The organism is Rhodocytophaga rosea, from assembly GCF_010119975.1.
Lineage (GTDB): Bacteria > Bacteroidota > Bacteroidia > Cytophagales > 172606-1 > Rhodocytophaga > Rhodocytophaga rosea.
This window is the reverse complement of record NZ_CP048222.1, coordinates 8,758,179-8,779,465: the sequence shown is the minus strand read 5'-3', so window position 1 is coordinate 8,779,465 and position 21,287 is coordinate 8,758,179. Positions and strand designations below refer to the sequence as shown.

Here is a 21,287-nt window from a genome sequence, read left to right as displayed (position 1 = left end):
CACTGCCGCTGGCAATTAGGTTACAAAAGCTGTAACTCTCGTTACATTACTATGGAAATGCAGGCACCGAAAGCCTGCACGAGGTGAGTAAAAAATGATTTCACCCTAGAAGGTAATTTCGTTAAAGAGAAGCCTTGTCAGCCTGATACTCAGATGGGGTTTGGCCGTATTGCTCCAGAAAGCACTTGGAAAAGTAAGAATGAGAACTAAAGCCAACCTGGTATGAGATCTCTGATACTGTCCCACTTCCTTTAGCTATTAATTGTGCTGCCCGCTGCAGCCGCATTACTTTTATAAAGTCGCTGGGAGATTGGCCGGTCAAGGCTTGCAACTTCCGGTACAGTTGTGTCCGGCTCATCCCTACTTCCTTCCCCAGTATATCTACATTGAACTGAGTATCTCCCATGTAACTTTCGATTACTTCCATTGTCCGCTTAAGGAAACGTTCATCTGCTGAGGTAATGGCGATATCTTGTGGTTGCAGCAGCACCTGACCGCTGAAATGCGCTTTCAGTTTACGACGCCCTTCTATCAGGTTGTGAATGCGGGTCAAAAGTTCGCGCATCTCAAAAGGTTTGGTCAGGTAATCATCCGCTCCTCTTTCTAAGCCTTCTACTTTACTTTCTCCGGAGGTTTTGGCTGTCAGCAGGATTACAGGAACATGAGAGGTTTTTTCATCGGTTTTCAACCGGCTGCAGAGCGCTATCCCATCCATTTTGGGCATCATAATATCACTGATGATCAGATCGGGAATATGTTCCATTGCTTTATGGTACCCTTCCTCTCCATTAGTTGCCTCTATGACCCGATACGGAGGATCAGAGTATTCACGTAAGATTTGGTGCATGAAGCGGCGTAAGTCAGCGTTGTCCTCTACAATCAGCACCATAGGTGCAGGAAGGTCTGTACTACTTTCAGCATAAGTGGGCAGGGTCGTTAATTCCTCCCCCTTATAGCGTTCTGTTATCCCTCCAAAAGTCAGCTGATGTTCCTTTGAGAAGACATCCCTTTGCTCAAGTTGCTTGTGGTGCATAAGTTCTAAGGGCAGGGAAACCGTAAATGTTGTTCCTTTTTCCAGTTCACTTTCTACACTTATACTCCCACCATGTAGCTCCACGAGTTCCTTAGTTAATGATAAACCAATACCACTGCCTTCCTGTTCTCTGGTCAGGGAATTATCTACTTGGTGGAAACGGTTGAAAATCTGCTTTATTTGCGAAGACGAAATCCCAATACCTGTATCTTTAATCGAAAAATCGGCTAGAATATGGGCTTTCTCTAAGGGAATATTATCTAAAGCAGAAGCCGGTTTTAAACGCAGGGAAATGGAGATACTACCTGCAGTGGGTGTGAACTTGAAGGCATTAGAAAGTAGATTATTAAGGATTTTTTCTAATTTATCCTTGTCAAAACACACCCATAAGTACTCATCTGGCGCATGTACCCCAAATTGAATCTGCCTGGCCTCGGCCAGAGAAGTGAAGGAAGTAGCAATTCTTTGAAAAAAATGTATAATTTCTCCAGGCTCTGTTTGTAATACCATTTTCCCGGCTTCCAGTTTGGAGAGATCCAGTAGTTGATTGACCAGTTGTAATAACCGAAGGGCATTGCGGTGCATCAACTGAAAGTCGCTCTGTTCTGGGTGGTCCACATGGAGTGTACGTAGTTTCTTTTCCAGAGGGCTCAGGATCAGGGTGAGTGGCGTGCGGAATTCATGGGAAATATTAGCAAAGAAATGCGATTTAAGTTGATCCATTTCAAGTACCTGCTCAGCTTTAAACTGACGGAGCTGCTGCTCATTTTTTGATCGCTCCCGCAATAGCAGGTAGCGCCATCCGCCATAGAACAAACCTACAAAGGCGAATGCATATAGTGCATATGCCCAGATGGTACGCCACCAGGGTGGGGAGATAAGGATAGAAATGGCTTTTTGAGTCCATATCCCATCGCTATTCACTACTTTTACCCGGAAAATGTATTCTCCTGGCGGAACGTTGAAGTAATGAGCGGTACGTTCGCTGCCTGCCGGCCGCCAGGTAAAGTCATAGTTTTCCAGCATATAGGTGTACTGATGTTGCTCCGGATGACGATAGTCTATACCCACAAAATCAATAGAAAAAACGCTTTGGTTGTGAGAGAGGTGAATGATATTGGCCTGAGACAATCCTTCCTGCAAAGGCCCTTCAGGAGTAGGCGTAATCGACTGGTTATGGATACGCAAGGCAGAAAGCACTAATTGCGGCGACACCGCATGATGCTTTAACAGCAGCTCTGGCCTAAACTTGTAATATCCACTCTCACCGCCATAATATAAGCTGCCGTCCCGGCTTTGGTACCTGGCTCCGAAGTACAGATCTTCTGCTCCCCCAATGCCGTAATTGGACCCAAATAATCTGAGTGAATCGCGTTGCCGGTTGATAGCCGCTAAACCGGAAATCGCACCTACCCACAGCGTTCCTGATTTATCTTCCAGCAGGCTATTGGCGTAGGGTAGCGGTTTTCCGGATACTGGATCTACAAATGATTCGAACTGATACTTTTGTCTGTTTAACCAGTAAAGGCCTCTGTCGTGTGCGGCTACCCATAGTGTACCGGAGGCATCTTCAAGGAGTTGAATAATAGAACTTCCGGGTAGAAAATTGGTGCTCTTCCCAGTAGCTCTATCCAGCAAGTGGAGCCCACCATTTACAGTGCCTACCCAAAAGGCACCTGTTCGATCCTCCAGGGCAGGAAAGGTAGAGTTGCTGGCCAGGGAAGAACTATCGTTGGGATCATGGTAATAGTGGGTGAACCTTCCGGTTGTATTATCCAGGCGGTTAAGTCCACCCTCCGTAAGTACCCATATGGTTCCGCTATGGTCCTGATAGGTATTCACTATATTACCTGCACTCAGACTATGAGTATCGAGAGAATCATGCTTGTAGTGGTGAAATCTACCAGTTGAAGTTGTGAAGTGATATAGCCCATTATTCCACGCACTGATCCATAAGTTTCCCTTTCTGTCCTGGTTGATTCTTGTGACACGGTCGGTAAGCAGGGTAGTCTGGCGGGCAGCTTGGCGCAGAAAAGCTTGGGAAGCCGGTTGGAGTGGCTCAATAGGCCTTAAGCCAGCTGCCGTTCCAAGCCACATGGTGCCGGCTGCATCCTCATGAAAGATATGCACACCCGCAGGGGTAGCCACATGGGTGACCAGGTTATTCAAGGAAGGTACTTTGAGGAGCTGACCTACGGTAGTTCCCATCCATAGTAATCCATCCCTAGTACGCAAGGCCGAATTGAATGTATTGTCTGGTAGATCGCCTGGTGCTCCCATTTCAAAATGGGTGAGCTTTCCACTAGACGGCTCGTATCGGTTGAGTCCACTAGCAACGGCCCCGATCCAGATCGCTCCTGCCGCATCTTCAGTAATAAGGTTAACGCCATGCGCGATTCCTCTCCATGGATTTTTTGCATAAGGACGGCTCAACTTCTGGGGATGATCAGCCTGGTAGGGATACCTGGTAAACTTACCGGTTTTTCTATCCAGGGTATGGAGGCCATCTCCGGCTGTTCCCACCCAGAAAGTGCCACGGCTGTCCTCGAAAAGCACTTGCGCCCGGCTGTCAATGAGGCTATAGGGATCTTTAGGGTTATGTAAGTAGCGGGTAAACCGGCCCGTTTTTGAATCGAATTTATTCAAGCCACCTTCCAGTGGAGTGGTTGTGTCTGGGTATCCGGTACCGATCCAGAGCGTTCCTTCCCGGTCCTCATAAATAGTTTGTACCTCTAGGTGACTCAGGCTGGTGGAGTCGCCAGCAATGGGCACATAACGGGTAAACTGGCCCGTTTTAATCTGGCGGCAGTAAAGCCCACGGTTTGTGCCGATCCAAAGGTTTCCCATCCTGTCTTCCCGAAGATAGGTGATAAAATTCTCTTGCCAGTTAAACTCCTTGCGCCCGGCCAAAAAGTGATGGGTAACTTTGCCAGATTCTGGGTCCAGGCAATCCATGCCCATGCCAAACGTACCCACCCATACTTTCCCATCCCGGGTAGGGCACACCGATACAATTTTATTATCAGCAAGCGAGCTGGTAAGAGTAGAATCGTGCAGGAAAGTCTTCCAGGTATAGCCATCATACCGCTGTAAACCTTTTGTAGTGGCAATCCATATATATCCCTGAGCGTCTTGTTTGAGGTCATTTATAGATGCTAGTTCAAAGCCCAGCGGGGGAGTTACCTTTTCAAAAGTAATATGTTGAGCAAGCAGGGGCATTGGAGCTATTAAGTTGATAGCTATGCAAAAAACAAGTGCTGCAGAGAGGTAAATTATAGTATGAGGCTTTAAACTAAATTTAGTAGGGTGATGGAAGCTGGTATGGAGATAGATTTTGCCAGCATACTGAGGAAAGCGAATAGAGAAACCCATAAGGATGTTGGGATATTAACCTTAAGGTAGCAAAGTTTGTGGATTTTCACTACAAAGGAAGATATAGTTTTGCTTTTATTAGGTACTGCTTATATAGGGTTTCCGCACCAAAATAGTTTGGTAGTTGCATCTAGCAAAAATAGATACTTCTTGCTTTTATCCCTATTTTGGTGCGGAAACCCTACTTTTAAAAAGAGAAGTTCCATTTTATATTTCTCAAAAAATAAAGAAAAGTTTTTCTTCATTAAGCCAGTTAAAAAACGGTGAAGTCCACTCTGATTCTGCTCAATCTGAGATGACCATCTCCATTTATGGTTTATTTACATATCCAAAGGCGACATATTGAAATGAAAACAGATTTGTGGTTGAAAGGCATCTATTAATATCCTTGATACTATCAAAAAAGGGTGATAGAACATAGCTATCACCCTTTTATTTTAACTTTTGCTTTTAGTCAGCTTACTTCTTTTTTATATCAAACCGGTCTAAATTCATCACCTTATCCCAGGCAGTTATAAAGTCTTTTACAAATTTTTCCTTGGCATCAGAACTTCCGTACACTTCGGCAACAGCTCTGAGTTCGGAGTTGGAACCAAAAACAAGGTCGGCACGGGTGGCGGTCCATTTCGGCTGACCTGTTTTCCGGTCGGTACCAAGATACAATTCCTTGTCTTCGCCCATGGCTTTCCAGGCAGTGCGCATATCCAGCAGATTCACAAAAAAGTCGTTAGTTAATACACCGGGCTTATCTGTAAATATACCATGCTTCGAGCCATCATAATTGGTATTCAGGACACGCATACCCCCAATCAAGACTGTTAACTCAGGCACAGTAAGTGTCAACAGTTGCGCCTTGTCAATCAACAGGGCTTCCGTAGAGGCTGGCACATTGTACCTGCGGTAATTTCTAAAACCATCAGCCATTGGCTCCAGGTATGAAAAGGATTCTACATCGGTTTGCTCGGCAGAAGCATCCATCCGGCCTGCCTTAAATGGCACGCTGATATCATAACCGGCATCTTCTGCCGCTTTTTCCACGGCAGCACATCCGGCCAGCACAATCAGATCGGCCAGAGATACTTTTTTACCTCCCTGGGCTGCTGCATTAAATTCTTTCTGAATACCTTCAAGCACAGACAAAGCCTTTGCCAGTTGAATGGGATTATTTACCTGCCAGTCTTTTTGTGGTGCCAGGCGGATACGGGCGCCATTTGCTCCCCCACGTTTGTCAGACCCACGGAAAGTAGAGGCAGAAGCCCAGGCAGTAGATACCCATTGGGAAACATTCAGTCCTGAACTTAAAATTTTTCTTTTTAGTGTAGCTATATCATTTTTATCCACCAGTTCATGATTAACGGCTGGGATAGGATCTTGCCACAACAATTCTTCTTGCGGTACTTCTGGACCGAGATATCTGCTAAGCGGACCCATATCACGGTGGGTGAGTTTAAACCAGGCACGGGCAAATGCATCGGCAAAGGCATCAGGGTTTTCAAGAAAATGTCTTGAAATTTTTTCATATTCCGGATCGAGCCTTAATGCTAAATCAGTTGTCAGCATGGTAGGGCGGTGCTTTTTGGAAGAATCAAACGCATCCGGGATAATTTCTCCCGCATCTTTGGCTACCCACTGGTGGGCACCTCCCGGGCTTTTAGTCAGTTCCCATTCAAAACCAAAAAGATTTTCAAAATAGTTATTGCTCCATTTAGTAGGTGTAGTGGTCCAGGTTACTTCCAGCCCGCTGGTAATGGTATCGCCAGCTTTACCCGAGCCAAAGCTATTGGCCCAGCCAAAGCCTTGTAATTCCAGGGCTGCCGCTTCTGGTTCTTTGTCCACATGATCAGAAGTGGCCGCACCGTGCGTTTTACCGAATGTATGTCCACCAGCTATTAGCGCAACGGTTTCTTCATCATTCATAGCCATACGGCCAAAGGTAGTGCGTATGTCTTTAGCGGATGCAACTGGGTCAGGATTACCGTCCGGTCCTTCAGGGTTTACATAGATCAAACCCATATGCGCCGCAGCCAGCGGTTCTTTCAGGTCGCGTGAGTGAATTTTTCCGTCAGCATCTTCATCAGAGGACACAACCCCGTGGGCAGCCACCCCTTCTACCCCTTTACCATATCGGTCTTCATTGCCTAGCCAGGTGTTTTCCGAACCCCAATACACGTCTTCGGCAGGTTGCCACACATCAGCCCGGCCACCGGCAAAACCAAACGTTTGAAAGCCCATACTTTCCAGGGCAACATTACCTGCAAGGATCATCAGGTCAGCCCACGAAATATTTTTACCATATTTCTGCTTAATAGGCCATAATAAGCGTCGTGCTTTATCAAGGCTCACGTTATCCGGCCAGCTATTCAAAGGAGCAAAGCGCTGCAGTCCCATGCCGCCGCCACCACGGCCATCAAATACACGGTAAGTTCCTGCACTGTGCCAGGCCATACGGATAAACAATCCACCATAATGGCCAAAGTCGGCAGGCCACCAATCCTGTGAGTCGGTCATCAAGGCATTCAGGTCTGTTTTTACCGCTTGCAGATCGAGGCTTTTAAAGGCTTGGGCATAATCAAAATCCTTGTCCAGTGGATCAGATAAAGAAGCATGCTGGCGCAGAATGCCTACATTTAATTGATTGGGCCACCAGTCACGATTTTTAGTACCTTCTCCGGCAACAGATTGCTTCATAGTTCCGTTGTGAAAAGGGCATTTGCCGATGTCTTGCGAATTTTTGTCCATAATTTTATATTTCTGTTTTTAAATTTGGAATAATACCTCTTATGCTTGACTGAAATGTACGAGATTGTAAAATTATGAGTAATTAGCAAATAGTTCAAATCGATTAATTTTATGATATAATAGTTTTTATCTATAAGTATTTTAAAATTCGAAAACCTATAATCAACAAAGGTTATATCAATCAACTTAGTTATTCTATTTGCTAAAAAGACTTTGTCACAATGGCCGCATATTACGAGACATAAGGAACACTCAAGTTTCATCGTAATCAAATCTCTTATAGCAGATTTGCTTACATTTAGCAATATTTGATTGCTCATTTTAAATTGCCAATCAGTTTTTGCGTTTGATAGTATCAATTTATACTTTCTATATTCATTTTTTTAATTTACCTTAAATAGCCAGGCAAGAGTTAATAAAATATAAAAGTTTATTTTCCATCTTCATAGGCCTGATAGCGGATTAGCCTCTTGAAATAGTTTGCTTACTTTAGTAATAATGTTCTTTTGCACTTTATACAATTCGTTTTCCTCAGAAAGGGCAAACGCATATAAGATGGATAGAAGGATCTGCTTCAAATAAATTGCTTTCTATCTATAGGATGGATACCATTTTGTGATCCGTAAATGAATATGAATATGATTTCAAATTTGGCATCACTTATTTAAAAACTTGCAACCATGTTGATTATAAATTAGCAATGAATAACCCACAAGAGTTCAGTATAAGCTATTAACTGAGTAGATTATACTGATTACTGTTTTAATACTTTCCACCTACTTTTCTATGGTTCAAAGCTACCTCATCAGGAAAGGAAGGTAACCTTTTAGGAGTACCAGTTAAAGCAGTAGTATCTGTTAATGCCTGCATAAACGCAATAAGCGATTTTTTGTCTTGAATACTTAGCTGTAATTTATCATCTGGCAGGGTTTGAGTAGGAATATCGATACCTAGCCCGGTTCCGCCCCCTTTGTTGTAGAAATCTACTACTTCTTCCAGTGTATCATATACCCCATTGTGCATATAAGGAGCTGTAAGGGCTATGTTCCTAAGGGTAGGTGTTTTGACAGCAAATTTGTGAAGTGTTTTATTATACAAGGAAAATTTTCCCAGGTCAGTATCCAGCCTGGGATGCAAGGTGTCTTTACTGGCTGGTACTCCCAGTATTTCCGCTTCTGTTTTATCAAAATCCGGTGGAACGGTGCCATTAAAAAGCGGCATAAAATGACAGGTTGCACATTTAGCTTTTCCCATAAATACATTAAAGCCTTGTTTTTCAAGTGCTGTAAGTCTGGTGGTGCCGCCACGCATGTACTGATCAAATCTGGAATTAAGGCTGGTAAGTGAACGCACATAGCTGGCAATACTTATTTTCAGATTCCGTTCAGTTAAAAAGACAGAATCTTGTGGAAAAGCCTTTTGGAATAAACCCGTATATTCTGCACTTTGCTCAAGCATATTCACTGCTTTTTGCATCGAACCATGCATTTCGCTGGCATTCATTAATACATCGGTAGCCTGATCTTCCAGGAAAGTTACCCGCATATCATGGAAAGAGGCTCGTTGCAAGCCAGCATTTATAATGGTAGGGGCATTCCGGCTGACTTCTCCTTTAAAATCGAATGCAATGCTTTTCGCTTGTCCGTCTGTAAAGGCTTTTTCAGGTTTATGACAAGAGGCACAGGAACGGGCACCATTTCCGGATAGTATCGGATCAAAAAACAGCAATCTGCCCAGCTCAACTTTTGCAGGTGTTAGGTAGGAGTTCTGATCTGGCGCATAATAATCCGGGTTGAAGGCATTTGTATCGAACAGGGTTCCGGCTTTGGAAGAGAAAGCCCGCATATGAGAGGGTAATGGTATTAGTAAGGCTTGCTGGGCTTCCAGCAACAGCCTGGATAGAGGATTGGCATACCGGGTAATAAATGCTGCCCGGTCGAATGTATTAAAATCAGAATGTTGTTTCAGATATTGAATACTATTAATAAAAATATGATCTGCCTGTTGAGAAAGCGCAGGTGATTTACTTTGGAGGGAAGGTTTATAAATGGTAAATGTTTCCTGAAGGGCATCTATAGACGAGGCTGCTTCCGGCATACTATGAAAAGCCACCGGCGAATCAAAACCGGAAATGCTTAATGTAATGATTCGATACACCTGCAGGCGCATGGCATCAAAAATGTGCGCATCCGTCATTTGGGTAGTTTCATTAACCATACGCAAGCGGTTGAGACAAGCTTTCAGAATGCCTATTTCCTGTAATACGGCTTTTTTACTGGAAGATTCATAGACTGGAAAAAGTAATTCTTCCATTACCTGAAAACCGGTAGGAGAAATGATTTTTTCGGTGGGATCATCTTCTTCTACTTCATCAATTGCCGGTCCGTTCATACTTTTTACGGTATACGGATTGTAGTATTCAGCCAGAAATTCAATCTTTTTGAAAGCTAATCTGGCTTCCTGAAAAGCCTGTTGTACCTGTATGGAAGGCTGATCTGTTTCTACCGCCTTTTTTAATTCTGTAAGTGAAGTATCCAGCCGGTTGAGATAACGTGTATAGTTTTGGTTTACCTGGGTGATCTGGCGTAGTGGTGAATGTTTCTTTGGTGTACAATATCCCAGTACAAGTAATAACAATACGAAAGGAGTTGATAATAGGATAAATTGTTTGCTATTCATGATTTAACGGCTATGAAATTAAGAAACCTGCCAGCGTATCCTGGCAGGTTCTGTGGTCAGAAGGTATGTTTTATCTGGGCAAACCTTTGATGATGATCATCTGGCTGGCCTGGTCTTCATCAGGGCGAAGAGAACCACCATCCGGATTTTTGTAGGCTTCACCCCGCCAGGTATGAGGCTGAATATTTACAGAGAAAGTACCGGGAATGCCTGTTAGTTCAGAGATATCTACCATAGCTCCATACTCCCAGTCGCCAAATTCTGAAGTACCCCCTACATTGTATTTGGCTGCATCATCGGCATTGCGGCGGTGATCGAGTTCCAAAGCTGGTTTCAAATCGCCGGTAATCAGGTTATACTGATAGATATAGGAATCGTGTGTTTCATCGCCATATCCATTGGGGTCTTCTTTAATATAGGCATAATGGTTTGTAACGACAATGTTATCCGGATTTTGAAACAGTTTAGCTTTTCCATTGCGGTCATCACCATTAAGTACTAAAGTTAATGAGCCTTTTAGCGGATTAGACGGATCTAACACCAGCCGGTATACACGTCCGTATTTGCTTCTGGAATAATCGGCATTGGCACCAGAATTATTCTGGCCGGTTACATTGAAATAAATTTCACGGCTGTTGGCTCCACCTCCTTTGCGGTAGTCGATGTCTTCTACCCGGCCAAATTTGATGGCTTTCAGTGAATCTACTCTGGCATTGATTTCGGCACCAGTAAGCGCTTCATGGTTTTCTATTTTTACAAATTCAACCGAATGGGTAGCACCAGTAGTCATATCCATCTCCCGCTGGCTTTCGCTTCTGCGTTTTAATACATATAAATGGCCGTTATCCAGATCGCCCTGGTTGCTGATATACAAAGCTATTTGTCCGCCACCTACGCTGGAATCATCATCGCCAATAATAATTACTGTTTTACCAGAGTAAGCATCTTTTGCCAAAGGTACTGCATTTTCTGCGCTCCAGCGGCCTAAGGCAGGCTTTTCACGGGTTACACTGGCAGAATTTGCCGGCGCAAATGGATTCAGTGCATGCGTACGGGATTCAGGACCACTTTCACCACAGGTCAGAAATACTGGCCCAAAACCGTGTTCCTGTGGCGTAGCCAGCGTAGCTGAACATAATCTCCATTGACCGCCATCTGAATTGAGTATGTATTCTCCTTTTACGGGTTTTAGAGTTTCATCGAAGGAGATCCTAGAAACTGCAAAATTATCTTCATGATTAGTAATATAGACAAATCCTTTTCCGTCGGGTGATTTCAGCCAGCCAGCCCCATCCACAGAACCGCCAAATTTAAAATCCGGAGACTGTGGAAGCTGGTCATCACTGCCTATAATGGAATACATTTTGGCGTTTTCAAAACCTGCTAAACTTTTGATCAGTGCCGGGGTTACCGAATGATTTTTGAGTTGTACTTTGCTGGCTGCATCATCACCGGGTAAAAATTCCTCCAGGTATTCACAGCTTGTAAAGGAAAGCGTTACTGCAAGAGAAGTTAACGCCAGGCTCTTCTTCAGAGTAGGATTAAACATAAGATATAGGAGTGGTTAGGTGTTAAAATTTGCAGCCAAAACTACAGTGCTTATGTTATATCAATGTTAATGGGAATTTAAGAAACCATTTCTAAAGTAATTAATAATAAGTATAAATAACTCTATAAAATCCTTATAACTAACCAGTTAATATTTAATCAATATATCATTGTCTGAATGCCATATTAATATAATATGATTTCAAACTTCGATAAATATGAATAATATATATTTTTAATTACCACATCAACTCATAAGTGGATGGATCAGTATCAGTTACACTTGATACTGCAGGGCTTGATTCTCTTTCAACTTATCAAGCATATATTGCACATGTTTGGTAGAATCAAATAAGTTTTCATATACAGCTACAATCTTATGATCCCTGTCTAGCAGATAGGTAATTCTTTTTTTCAATCCAATGAAAGGGAAGAAAGCTTCATACAGGGCAGTTACTTCCCCGGTTTTATCTGAAAGCAGCTCAAAGGGAAGATCATATTCATTCTTGAATGCTAAATGAGTGGCTAATTCATCTTTACTGATTCCTACCACAGCAATATCTAGTTGCTTGAGTAGCGCAAATGTTTCTTTGAAAGCACACGCTTCCTGGGTGCATGTTGAATTAAAATCTTTCGAGTAAAAAAACAGGATACAGGCTTTATCTTTCAGATCCTTGCTTAAGGTGAAGATCTTGCTACTAGTAGAGGACAAGGAAAAATCTGGTGCTTGCCGGTTTATAGGTAATGACATTTAGTGTATTTTTATCTTACCCTTGATAACACAGATAATGTTTAAAAAGTTTATATTTTTCTAAGATGCTCTGTTGTAGATATATCCTCTGAAATATATAATAAAGGTTTTTTATTATATATTATTGTAATAATCTAATTTGATTAGCAGAGGGCATGCCGGCAAATGTAGCTGAAAAAGGTAAATACTCCTTCTTAATTTAGCTACGGGCATTAACCCATATAAGCGCTGGGGCTTTTTTAAGTTGTTTAATAGCGTTGGGTAATAATTTCTGGAAAACCCACTGCCAATTTACCAATAACAAACACAACAACTGAAACTTAAAAAAATGTAAGTCCATTAAATACCCGATAGTTAGATGCATGGCTATTGCACCTAATAAGTAAAGAAATTTTGGCCAGCCTGTAGTCAAGAGAAGAAAGCTGCTGAGTTCAAAAATAACAGTAGATAGGGAAAGAGCAATCATCAGATAGGAATTAGCAGCAATAATTCTCCCTATTTCTAGACGGTGCTTATTCCTTTGCTTGTTTCCCCATGAATAACTATAAATACCAAAACCATCTTTCCATTTTTTCTCTTCCCTAACATAAGTAGGGCTTGTAAATATAGGACGGCTGCCAGAAACATACGGGCTTGCACTGCCATTAAGGTAATGAGTAAGTGTTTTACCATCGAGCCATTGTAAGCTACCATACCGAATTTTAGAGAGTCCGGCCGTAAAATAGGTACAGGCTAATAGAATAATAATTAGTTTCAAACCCCAAACTGGAACAGGTGGGCCTGGCAGATATTTCGTGAATGACAATGTATTGGTTTTCCTGGCTCGTTGTAACAGCCAGCTAAAGGCCCGGTCTATAGAAAAGCTGGAAGAACCTGGGGCTAATGCTAAAACAAGAAATACCTGCGAGATCAAGCCCATTTCATGATCGAACAATCCCCTTGAAAGTTGTATGTCAAAAATATAAATGTTGAACAATCCAAAAATGAATACCGCAGGACGGGTAAACAATCCAACCATGGCACAACTGCCAATCAGATAATAACTAATAGCAAAAGGCAATCTGAATTCTACTGGCAGCGGAAATGGAATAGATAAAAACTGCAGGAGATGACTTGGCATATGTAAAAAATCAAATGCAGCATCAATAAATGTAATCCGATGCATAGCATGATATCTGCTAAAAACTTGAACCAGAGTCGCTCCAACAAGGATGATCCGGATAAGTCCTAGCTTGTAACCGCTTATCTGGGAGAAGAAGTAAGTGTTTAAAAAAGCCCCAAAACGGTATATCACTGACTGTTTTTCCATGTATGGATGAATTTTCCTGTTGAAATATCATAATGCCCCACTATATGCTTTTCTTTTAATACATATGTGTTATCATATTGGTGTACTTCCAGACGGACAGTTTTAATATTTAAGGTATCTGCTTGTAAATACCTGAAATAGGCAGCGAAAAAATCTTCCAAACGTACGCTCAACTGATCTGCTGTGTCTTCTTTGAAATTGCTAAAAGAACTTTCCTCCACTGACCCATAGACTTTATTGAAGAAAAACCGTCTGATCAATCGGTCTTTTGCTTGCAAAGGTTCTGTATAAGAAGGATACAGAACTTTTTCTATACGTTCATTCTGCCCGATAAATTCAAAATCATAAAACAGCCTTGTTTCATCTATGTAATGGGCAAACATAGGTGCATGGGTAAAAGGGAATGACTCTTGCCCCGATAGATGACATACATATTAGGTAGAAGAAAAGCTACCATTACGAGTACAGCATAACACTTTCCACTTGTTTTCATGATGTTTTCCAGAAGAAAATCACCAGAAGATATGCTTTTTTTTGGCATTCTCCTACTATTTCTTCGATGCCTGTAAGTATGACTGACTAAACAATGAAGCTGGTCTTTTGAAAAAGTGTATACTTGCTGGATCTATACAATATTCAGTAGAGCAATAAGTATGATAAATAAATACCACATACTTTGCAGAGCTATCTATCCGGATGGTTAAATTTAACTTACTATATCAAATCTTCTGCCTTCAACCGGTTACTAAAGTATAAAATAAAGAATAGTAAGAATCCGAATCAGCTATCGAAAACAGTCATTATTCATTGAGAAGGGGATTTGGCGTAAGTATAAAAATACGATGCCCCATTTTTATATACTCTAACTTTTGCAAATGAAAAAATCCCAGCAAAGTGGTTCTGCTATCAGCATAGAAGCAAAAAATAATAACAATCTCAAGCCGGTAAATTTCGATAAGCGGATACAAATTTTAGACGCTTTACGAGGATTTGCTATCTGTGGTATCTTATTGGTAAATCTGCCTTTTTTGATGGGATATTATTACCTGACGCCTCAACAGGCAGCTGTTCTGCCATTTGCACAAGCTGATAAAATTACACTGTCATTAATTCATTTTTTTATTGAAGGAAAGTTTTACTCTCTTTTTTCGCTGTTATTTGGGATTGGCTTTGCTGTTCAACTCTTAAGAGCTGAGGAGAAAGAATCTACCTTTTTGCCTTTTTACATGCGTAGGTTATGGATATTATTTTTGATTGGGCTGGCACATTTATTATTAATATGGACAGGTGATATTTTATCTTCTTATGCATTTTGTGGCTTTATATTGTTGCTCTTTCGTAATAAAAGTAACAAAACACTATTAATCTGGGCAGTAGTATTGCTTATCCTTCCAGTTATCCAATATGGAATTGTATTAGCTGCCGGTGGGAAAGTGCAGCCAGGAATGTTGTTTGTTATAGCCGCTTCAATTATAAAGCAACATTTGCATCTAACAGGTGGGCGATTAAGCCAGTTACAAGGCGACTATGGCACAATTATTCAATCAAATATTGTAAGTGCCTGCTACCGGTTTAATAATCTGCTTTATACAGGCCGGTTTTTTAAAGTGCTGGCTATGTTTCTGGTTGGATTTTATATAGGTAGAAAACAGTTGTTTAAAAATCCTGAATTGCACCTGCCTTTATTGAAAAAACTTATAGTCTGGGGATTAGTAGTAGGATTGCCTGCTAATGTTGCGCTTGTGTGGCTTATGGAAAAAGGAAGTGATACACCGCCATCATTTTTGGGCTTAGCCCAATCAATTGTTTATATGTTGGGAGTAGTGCCTCTCAGTATGTGTTATACGGCTTTATTTACTGTAGCCTGGCAAAAGCCTGTTTGGCAAAACAGCTTGCGTATTTTTGTTCCTATGGGGAAAATGGCATTAACCAATTATTTATTGCAAAGCAGTATTTGTATGCTGTTATTCAATGGAGTAGGATTGGGATTGATTGGAAATTTTGGCCCCTTTACAGGAGTAGGTATTGCTGTAGTAATACTTTTGTTGCAGTTTGTGTTCAGCCACTGGTGGTTAAGCCATTTTCAGTTTGGCCCAATAGAATGGGTATGGCGATCATTATCTTATAGAAAAATACAGCCTATTAAAATTAATCAGGCTCAGTATTAGAAAGTAATAACTTTTTGATATTGAGGTTTATCCATTTCTTTATAAAGAGCTAGCTGAAGAAACAGATATTTTTGAAAAAATAGTTGGTTTAGTAGAATAGATCAGTTCAAAATCGTTGGGGGTTATTTGCTGATCTTTGGTAAAACTACAAAGTGGCACCTCACCATAGAAACTAGACCATTTTGAATACGTACTGGGAGGACCTATGATACAGTCGCATTGAGCAAGCGAGTATATATCTTCAATAAATTGTCCATTGGCAATAAAGGTAGTTAATCCCTGAAATACAGACATATCTACTGTTTCATTCGAGCATAACAGAAATCCTACTTTCTTACCTTTAAAAAAATTTACAATGGTGTTCATCTTTTCCAGATAAGTCTCATTGGTAAAAAAGTAAATTCCCTCCTTAAAATTTGCATAATCTCCCTTACGGATATGTACACCCACTAAAATGTCACAATTATTGCGGCATTCATCGATTAGCGTATTTATATTATTTGTGTAACCAGGCAGGGGAGTAAATATTTTTCTGATGCTATCTGAATGGGTGGAAAATTTTTGCTTATTTCTGAACAACCAGCCATGGGAAATGAGAGTACTAGTAGTGGCATACTTAACAAATTCCGGGTTGTTCAAATCATAATCTTTGCCTTCATCCGAAATAATAACCCATTTTTTAGATTTGCTTTGGAGATTGCTGTAAAATTCAAGCAGCCTGTAGGTAAACTTATATTTAAAGAAAGGCAGTGTTTGCTTCGGTAATTTTTTCCCATGTAGATGTAAGCTTACAGGATAACCCTTAAAGTCATTTTCTGATGTTGATACAAAATAAGGTGCATAATCATTAAAGCCTAAGTTGATCAGCTGGTAGTTATACTCCAGTGCATTAACAATATGGTGAGCAAATAAAAAAAGCCGGTTTCCTAGTTGACCGGAATTGTTAACTGTGATTACCATAAAGACAAATTCTTTATTTTATGAAAGTGCAATTACACTATAACTTTGCTTGTGGCCTTTATTTGTTTAGAGGCAGGCCTGGATTCACGTTCGATAAAGGCTTCGATGAAAGCAAGCGTTAACATTTTTATAGCTCTAAATGTATTTACCCTTGATAATCCATTAGGCGGACCGCCAGGCGTGTTATTTACATCAACAATATAAATTTTACCATTTTCTCTATCCCGTAAAATATCCAGTTCGCCAAAATCTAAACACATCTCCTGACTAAAAGTAATAATATTATTAATCTCTTGTTGAGTAAATACCTGTTTGGTATCTGTGATAACACATGTATTGTTTTTACTTGCAAAACGGCTTTTAACCGGGCGATGTTTAACATAAGTAAATGGAATCGTATCCCTAAAGATAGGTGTACGGATGTCTTCTATAAGAAAATCATCGAGCTGGTTATTAATCAACATTTGATATATAAAACCTGGTTCTGGTATTTCAATAGGACAGTTAATAATGGTTCCATCATGTAGTGCATTTATGTCGCTTTTTTTTACGCATTTACCCCGAAAAGTAGTAGGGTCAATTATGGTTTTATATCCAAATACTCTTTCAAACACCTCATCCACATGTTTTTTACTAATGTCCTGACATCGGATATTTATTATTTCCCTGGAATCGGCTATATCTAAAAGCTCTCTGTATGGGGTGCGAAAAGTAGTATCTTCCCAGTTTACAATAAATCTGGCTTCTCTAAATGCACTAATATCATTGGTAATCTCATAATTAAGGCACCTAAAAATTCTTCCTAACAGATGCCGGCATCCAGGGTAGTCTGGATAAAATATAACTTTGTTTTTTTTATTCTTTTCTTTGAACTCAATACTGGAATGGATGAGCCAGTAATAAAAGGAATCTTTATACGGTGTGATATACCCCCGTAGAGAAGCAGGAAGAAATTTGCTTAGGGTTAACATAATTGATTAAGAAATTTATTCATTATGATTAATATAGTTATAAAAAATATTAGTTTATTTAAATTTTTAGTTATGTGTATTTACCTGGTAAGGTATGGTTCTAAAGTTCTAAATAGGTAAAAGAAAAGAAATGTAACTTTGAGAAGTCTTTATGATTTAACTACTTAGGAGAAATCAAATCTGGCGGGGTAATCAGCAATAAATGTTTGCCAGCTTATAAATTGTTTAAAAACAATTCTGAGCGATCTTCACTTGAAAACATTTATTATAAATGACTCTGTAAACTCCGGTTAATCATACTTTCGGATTTGATGTTCTTGCTTTCTCACCTTTTAATGTTAATGATACGTGCATGTTACCTATACCTTTTATATCCAATAAAGGTTGTGTTTATTAGATTTGATTCTTTATATTTTTTAAGATAATTATCCTAAAATAATTAAACCTGGAATTAATTAAAAGTGTACACACCATTTAGGTTATAATATCAATTTTACGAAGAGGTAGTTGCACTTTACTTACTGGTTAGTAAGACTTTTAGTTGCTTTTATAAAAAATCGCCCAAGAGTGGTATTACTTTTCTTACTAATCAAATCCTTACCAAATTTCTGGTAAAGCTCAGCGAGTAAAGCTTTGTCCGGATTTAAATATAAAGACAATAGCCAGGCAATAATTCCGGCTATAACCATAGCTAACAAGACAACTAGCTGAGGCCAATGAAAGTTTTCTAAGAGAACAGCAGTAACATAGACAAAAATACTTGTAATTATAGAGGAGAAAATACCAGCCCAGTAAGCTTTCAGTAGCTCTGCTATCGTAAGCCTTAATATTTTTCTAATAATGAAATAATATCCAATATTTTTAATAATGGCCGCAAGTAGCACAGCATAGGTAAAACCCATAATACCGAAGGATTTAAAGGCAAAAAATAATATGGCCAGCACTACAAAATATAATAGATGCAGGATAGCTTTCCATTTTAATGTACCGGTTGCATCGCAAATAATACCACTAAAATGCATAAGCACTCTGAAAGGAGTGGTAAAAGCTAGTACTTGTAAAATAGGAATGGCTGCTGTCCATTGATTACCTAGCATTAAATGCACAATTTGTTCAGAAGCGATAGAAATTCCACAACAAATAGGAAATACAATGAGTACTACTGAAGAAACAGAGAATAGATATACCTTTTTTAACCGTGAAATTTCTGATTGTATACGGCTAAAAGCTGGGAATAATACTCTGGAAACTGTGCTTACTATTAAACCTACAGGTTGTCTGATGATTATAAAAGCCCGGTTATATAAGCCCAGAGAGGTTTCTCCCATAAAACGTCCTATTAGAAGCGTATCCAGGTCAGAGCCTAAAAAATCTATAAAGCTAATAAAAGACATTTTGCTGCCAAAGGCGAATAGTGGCTTATAGTATTTCCAGCTAAAGAGCAAAAGAAGGCTATGTTGTGCATACATATATGATAAGACTGTACTCAAAATTGCCTGGCAAATAGAAGCATATACTAAACTCCATACTCCAAACCCAAGATAGGCCATCGTCATTCCTACAAAAACATATCCGATCAGATAAGAAGTAATTTGTATGATAGCTACTGACTTAAACTCCAGTTTCCTCCTCATTAAACTGGCAGAAGTAGAGCCAATCCCATTTATCGCTAATGAAACACAGGTTGCACGTAATATGGGAATAAGTTCCTGATTATTGAATATATATAGGGATAAAGGAGCAGCTAACCAGGTTATCAAAAAAAAAGCAATACCTAATATAAAAGAAGCAGTAAAAGCAACACGTATATCCTCCTTATTGAGTTCTTTTTGATGAATAAGTGCCTGACTCATTCCCATTTGTGAAAAATAGGTGCTAAAACCTAAAACTACTCCGGCCATTGCCATTAGTCCAAAAGCAGAGGGGTCTAATAAGCGAGCCATCACAGCACTATAGCCAAGTTGTATTACAGTATTAGTAACAGTTGCAACAGAATTCCACTTAATTCCCCTAACTGTTTTAGAAGTTAAATTATCACTCATTTATTAGTTTCAGGCATAGATTCGGCCAAATAGTAATAGGAGAACTCTCTTGAATATTTTATGATGGTTAATCAAAAGTGACCCCAGGCGTAAAAAGTTTAAACAAGAATTATCACAGAAATAGATGAAAAGTATTGAAAGATTTTTAGCTTACTTATAAAACAATCAAACATAAAGTACAAGAGCAGACTTTCAAGATTGAACTATATATACATATCTCCGGGCTACTTTTGCTTTTTCATCAAGATATCTATACATTTTTAATTTATTGAATTATTTTTTAATCACGTTTATTATTTGTTTGACAGAAGGTTTAACAGAATTTACGATAAAATTTCTTAATTGACTTTTGAATGGTAAGCGTCTTCGCAAGCCTTCTTCTATGGTCATACGACAAGGCTTGCAAATGCCACAAGGTTGTTGGTTGAGAGGAGTATGGCAAAACCAGGTTTCATTCATAATATCAATAAAGTTATTATCAATAGCCATTTGTTGCAGGTCTAATTTGGTATATTCTTTAATAGGAAACCTGAAATTTTTAAAAAACTTAATTTCTACATTTGAAGGTTCATCTTCTACTTTAAAAGTATAGTTATTTCCTTCCTTATATTTGATAATATGGGGATCTACAAAAGTGGAAAAGAAACCGGGACTTCTGGTTTCAATAGATAATTCAAGGTCATGAATTTCTTCTTCTTCTGCAAAACAGGCTAGCCACTCATATTGAGCTCCTAGTGGCTTCAAAGCGGCCAGCCGTTTGTATTGCTGACTCAAATCTTTATTTGGTTTGATATTTCTCAATTCTTTAAAAATAACTGGTAGCAGAAGCTGTTGTGTATAAGGAGCCTTCTTAAATATCATGGCCTTAATTTTTTCAATCGTTTTAAGTTCCATTTCAAGCGATTTTCGAGTATGGTCCATAATATAATAAGGCTGTACTACTCTTTTCTGAATTAGTAAGAGTTCAAGAAGCCGGAAAGTAGAATCCCATCCACTAGTCCAAAGCAAATTTGCTTGTTTTTCCATAATTTATAGTAATCAGTTAAATTGTACTTTTTAATCTTGTGTTTCCACGAATGGTGAATGATAGGTATGCTCTAATTTCTACTCTACAACAATTACCTGGCGGGGTAATAATTACCTGCCTTCTCTTTAAGATATTTCACTATGTTTTGAATACGTACATTGGCCGACTGGTAACATTTTATCAGCTGGCTGAAAACTTAGAAGTTCTGGTCACCTACCTGACTAATACGCTGTGCTTAGCTTTTTACAGAAACATTAGGGATGAAAGTCTGAAGGAATATAGTTTATAACAGGAAGTAAAAGTATGGAGAGGTATATTTTCATTCGAATTACTTTTGTTTCGGATCGCCCCTGCTATTTTCTCCACCATAGAACAGTTTCTATAATTAACCCTTTGTGCCAGGCAGGCGAGTCTGTTTTTTACAGGACTTTCTCTTTTATACTGTTCACACTAAAAATCTGTTTCTGCTGTGGAGGTTGATCTCTTTTCTGACCTGTTTTGCTTTCATATAGGCTCTTTAAAAATTTGTGTTTGCCGCTGCAATTTTCTTTATAAAATCCAGGACAGAAGCTTAGCGCTTAGATCATGACTACGTGGATAGCCCATAAAGTAGGGGGATAATTAACTGCTATTTTGTTGGAATCTATAGGTACAGCGGTTATGTTCTGATTTTTAGCAAGTGGATGTC

12 protein-coding genes are annotated in these 21,287 nt (G+C 39.7%); 1 reads left to right on the top strand and 11 read right to left on the bottom strand.

All coding sequences use genetic code 11. The features are described from left to right. Positions 1–121 precede the first annotated feature (121 nt). From GXP67_RS35925 to GXP67_RS35895, 7 genes are all read right to left on the bottom strand, one after another. Positions 122–4,252, bottom strand: a complete 4,131-nt coding sequence (locus GXP67_RS35925; protein ID WP_162447601.1) for a hybrid sensor histidine kinase/response regulator transcription factor — start codon at positions 4,250–4,252, stop codon at positions 122–124. 612 nt (positions 4,253–4,864) lie between these two features. Next, positions 4,865–7,144, bottom strand: a complete 2,280-nt coding sequence (katG, locus tag GXP67_RS35920; protein WP_162447600.1) for a catalase/peroxidase HPI — start codon at positions 7,142–7,144, stop codon at positions 4,865–4,867. A gap of 762 nt (positions 7,145–7,906) precedes the next feature. Then, entirely contained in the window at positions 7,907–9,823 is a 1,917-nt protein-coding gene (locus tag GXP67_RS35915) for a cytochrome c peroxidase (RefSeq protein ID WP_162447599.1), read from the bottom strand. A gap of 70 nt (positions 9,824–9,893) precedes the next feature. Beyond that, entirely contained in the window at positions 9,894–11,372 is a 1,479-nt protein-coding gene (locus tag GXP67_RS35910; RefSeq protein WP_232064802.1) for a PhoX family protein, read from the bottom strand. Positions 11,373–11,648: 276 nt separating this feature from the next. Next, positions 11,649–12,122 (bottom strand): peroxiredoxin, encoded by a 474-nt coding sequence (locus tag GXP67_RS35905; protein ID WP_162447598.1) that lies wholly within the window; start codon positions 12,120–12,122, stop codon positions 11,649–11,651. A 199-nt stretch (positions 12,123–12,321) separates the two neighbouring features. Further along, a complete protein-coding gene (locus tag GXP67_RS35900; RefSeq protein WP_162447597.1) occupies positions 12,322–13,431 on the bottom strand; it encodes an HTTM domain-containing protein in 1,110 nt (369 codons plus the stop codon). Continuing rightward, positions 13,413–13,814 carry a hypothetical protein gene (locus tag GXP67_RS35895; protein ID WP_162447596.1) on the bottom strand — a complete coding sequence of 134 codons (402 nt, stop codon included), beginning with the start codon at positions 13,812–13,814 and terminating at the stop codon, positions 13,413–13,415. Before GXP67_RS35895 ends, GXP67_RS35900 begins: the two co-directional genes overlap by 19 nt. Positions 13,815–14,306: 492 nt before the next feature. Between GXP67_RS35895 and GXP67_RS35890 the strand changes: the two genes are divergently transcribed. Continuing rightward, positions 14,307–15,599 (top strand): DUF418 domain-containing protein, encoded by a 1,293-nt coding sequence (locus GXP67_RS35890; protein ID WP_162447595.1) that lies wholly within the window; start codon positions 14,307–14,309, stop codon positions 15,597–15,599. Positions 15,600–15,638: 39 nt separating this feature from the next. Here the strand turns inward: GXP67_RS35890 and GXP67_RS35885 are convergent, their stop codons facing one another. The 4 genes from GXP67_RS35885 to GXP67_RS35870 form a co-directional block, all read right to left on the bottom strand. Continuing rightward, on the bottom strand, positions 15,639–16,559 hold the full coding sequence (locus GXP67_RS35885) for an alpha-1,2-fucosyltransferase (protein ID WP_162447594.1): 921 nt from the start codon (positions 16,557–16,559) through the stop codon (positions 15,639–15,641). Between the two features lie 32 nt (positions 16,560–16,591). After that, positions 16,592–17,530 (bottom strand): hypothetical protein, encoded by a 939-nt coding sequence (locus tag GXP67_RS35880; protein WP_162447593.1) that lies wholly within the window; start codon positions 17,528–17,530, stop codon positions 16,592–16,594. 518 nt (positions 17,531–18,048) lie between these two features. Next, a complete protein-coding gene (locus GXP67_RS35875; protein ID WP_232064801.1) occupies positions 18,049–19,572 on the bottom strand; it encodes a lipopolysaccharide biosynthesis protein in 1,524 nt (507 codons plus the stop codon). Positions 19,573–19,845: 273 nt separating this feature from the next. Then, positions 19,846–20,598 carry a hypothetical protein gene (locus GXP67_RS35870; RefSeq protein ID WP_162447591.1) on the bottom strand — a complete coding sequence of 251 codons (753 nt, stop codon included), beginning with the start codon at positions 20,596–20,598 and terminating at the stop codon, positions 19,846–19,848. Positions 20,599–21,287: the final 689 nt, after the last annotated feature.

What these genes read in the sequence shown, in the direction of transcription:
- GXP67_RS35900 (WP_162447597.1), bottom strand. Translation starts at nt 13,431, where the DNA reads ATGGAAAAACAGTCAGTGATATACCGTTTTGGGGCTTTTTTAAACACT.
- GXP67_RS35880 (WP_162447593.1), bottom strand. Translation starts at nt 17,530, where the DNA reads ATGTTAACCCTAAGCAAATTTCTTCCTGCTTCTCTACGGGGGTATATC.
- GXP67_RS35915 (WP_162447599.1), bottom strand. Translation starts at nt 9,823, where the DNA reads ATGAATAGCAAACAATTTATCCTATTATCAACTCCTTTCGTATTGTTA.
- GXP67_RS35895 (WP_162447596.1), bottom strand. Translation starts at nt 13,814, where the DNA reads ATGTTTGCCCATTACATAGATGAAACAAGGCTGTTTTATGATTTTGAA.
- GXP67_RS35925 (WP_162447601.1), bottom strand. Translation starts at nt 4,252, where the DNA reads ATGCCCCTGCTTGCTCAACATATTACTTTTGAAAAGGTAACTCCCCCG.
- GXP67_RS35885 (WP_162447594.1), bottom strand. Translation starts at nt 16,559, where the DNA reads ATGGTAATCACAGTTAACAATTCCGGTCAACTAGGAAACCGGCTTTTT.
- GXP67_RS35905 (WP_162447598.1), bottom strand. Translation starts at nt 12,122, where the DNA reads ATGTCATTACCTATAAACCGGCAAGCACCAGATTTTTCCTTGTCCTCT.
- GXP67_RS35875 (WP_232064801.1), bottom strand. Translation starts at nt 19,572, where the DNA reads ATGAGTGATAATTTAACTTCTAAAACAGTTAGGGGAATTAAGTGGAAT.
- GXP67_RS35870 (WP_162447591.1), bottom strand. Translation starts at nt 20,598, where the DNA reads ATGGAAAAACAAGCAAATTTGCTTTGGACTAGTGGATGGGATTCTACT.
- katG (WP_162447600.1), bottom strand. Translation starts at nt 7,144, where the DNA reads ATGGACAAAAATTCGCAAGACATCGGCAAATGCCCTTTTCACAACGGA.
- GXP67_RS35910 (WP_232064802.1), bottom strand. Translation starts at nt 11,372, where the DNA reads ATGTTTAATCCTACTCTGAAGAAGAGCCTGGCGTTAACTTCTCTTGCA.
- GXP67_RS35890 (WP_162447595.1), top strand. Translation starts at nt 14,307, where the DNA reads ATGAAAAAATCCCAGCAAAGTGGTTCTGCTATCAGCATAGAAGCAAAA.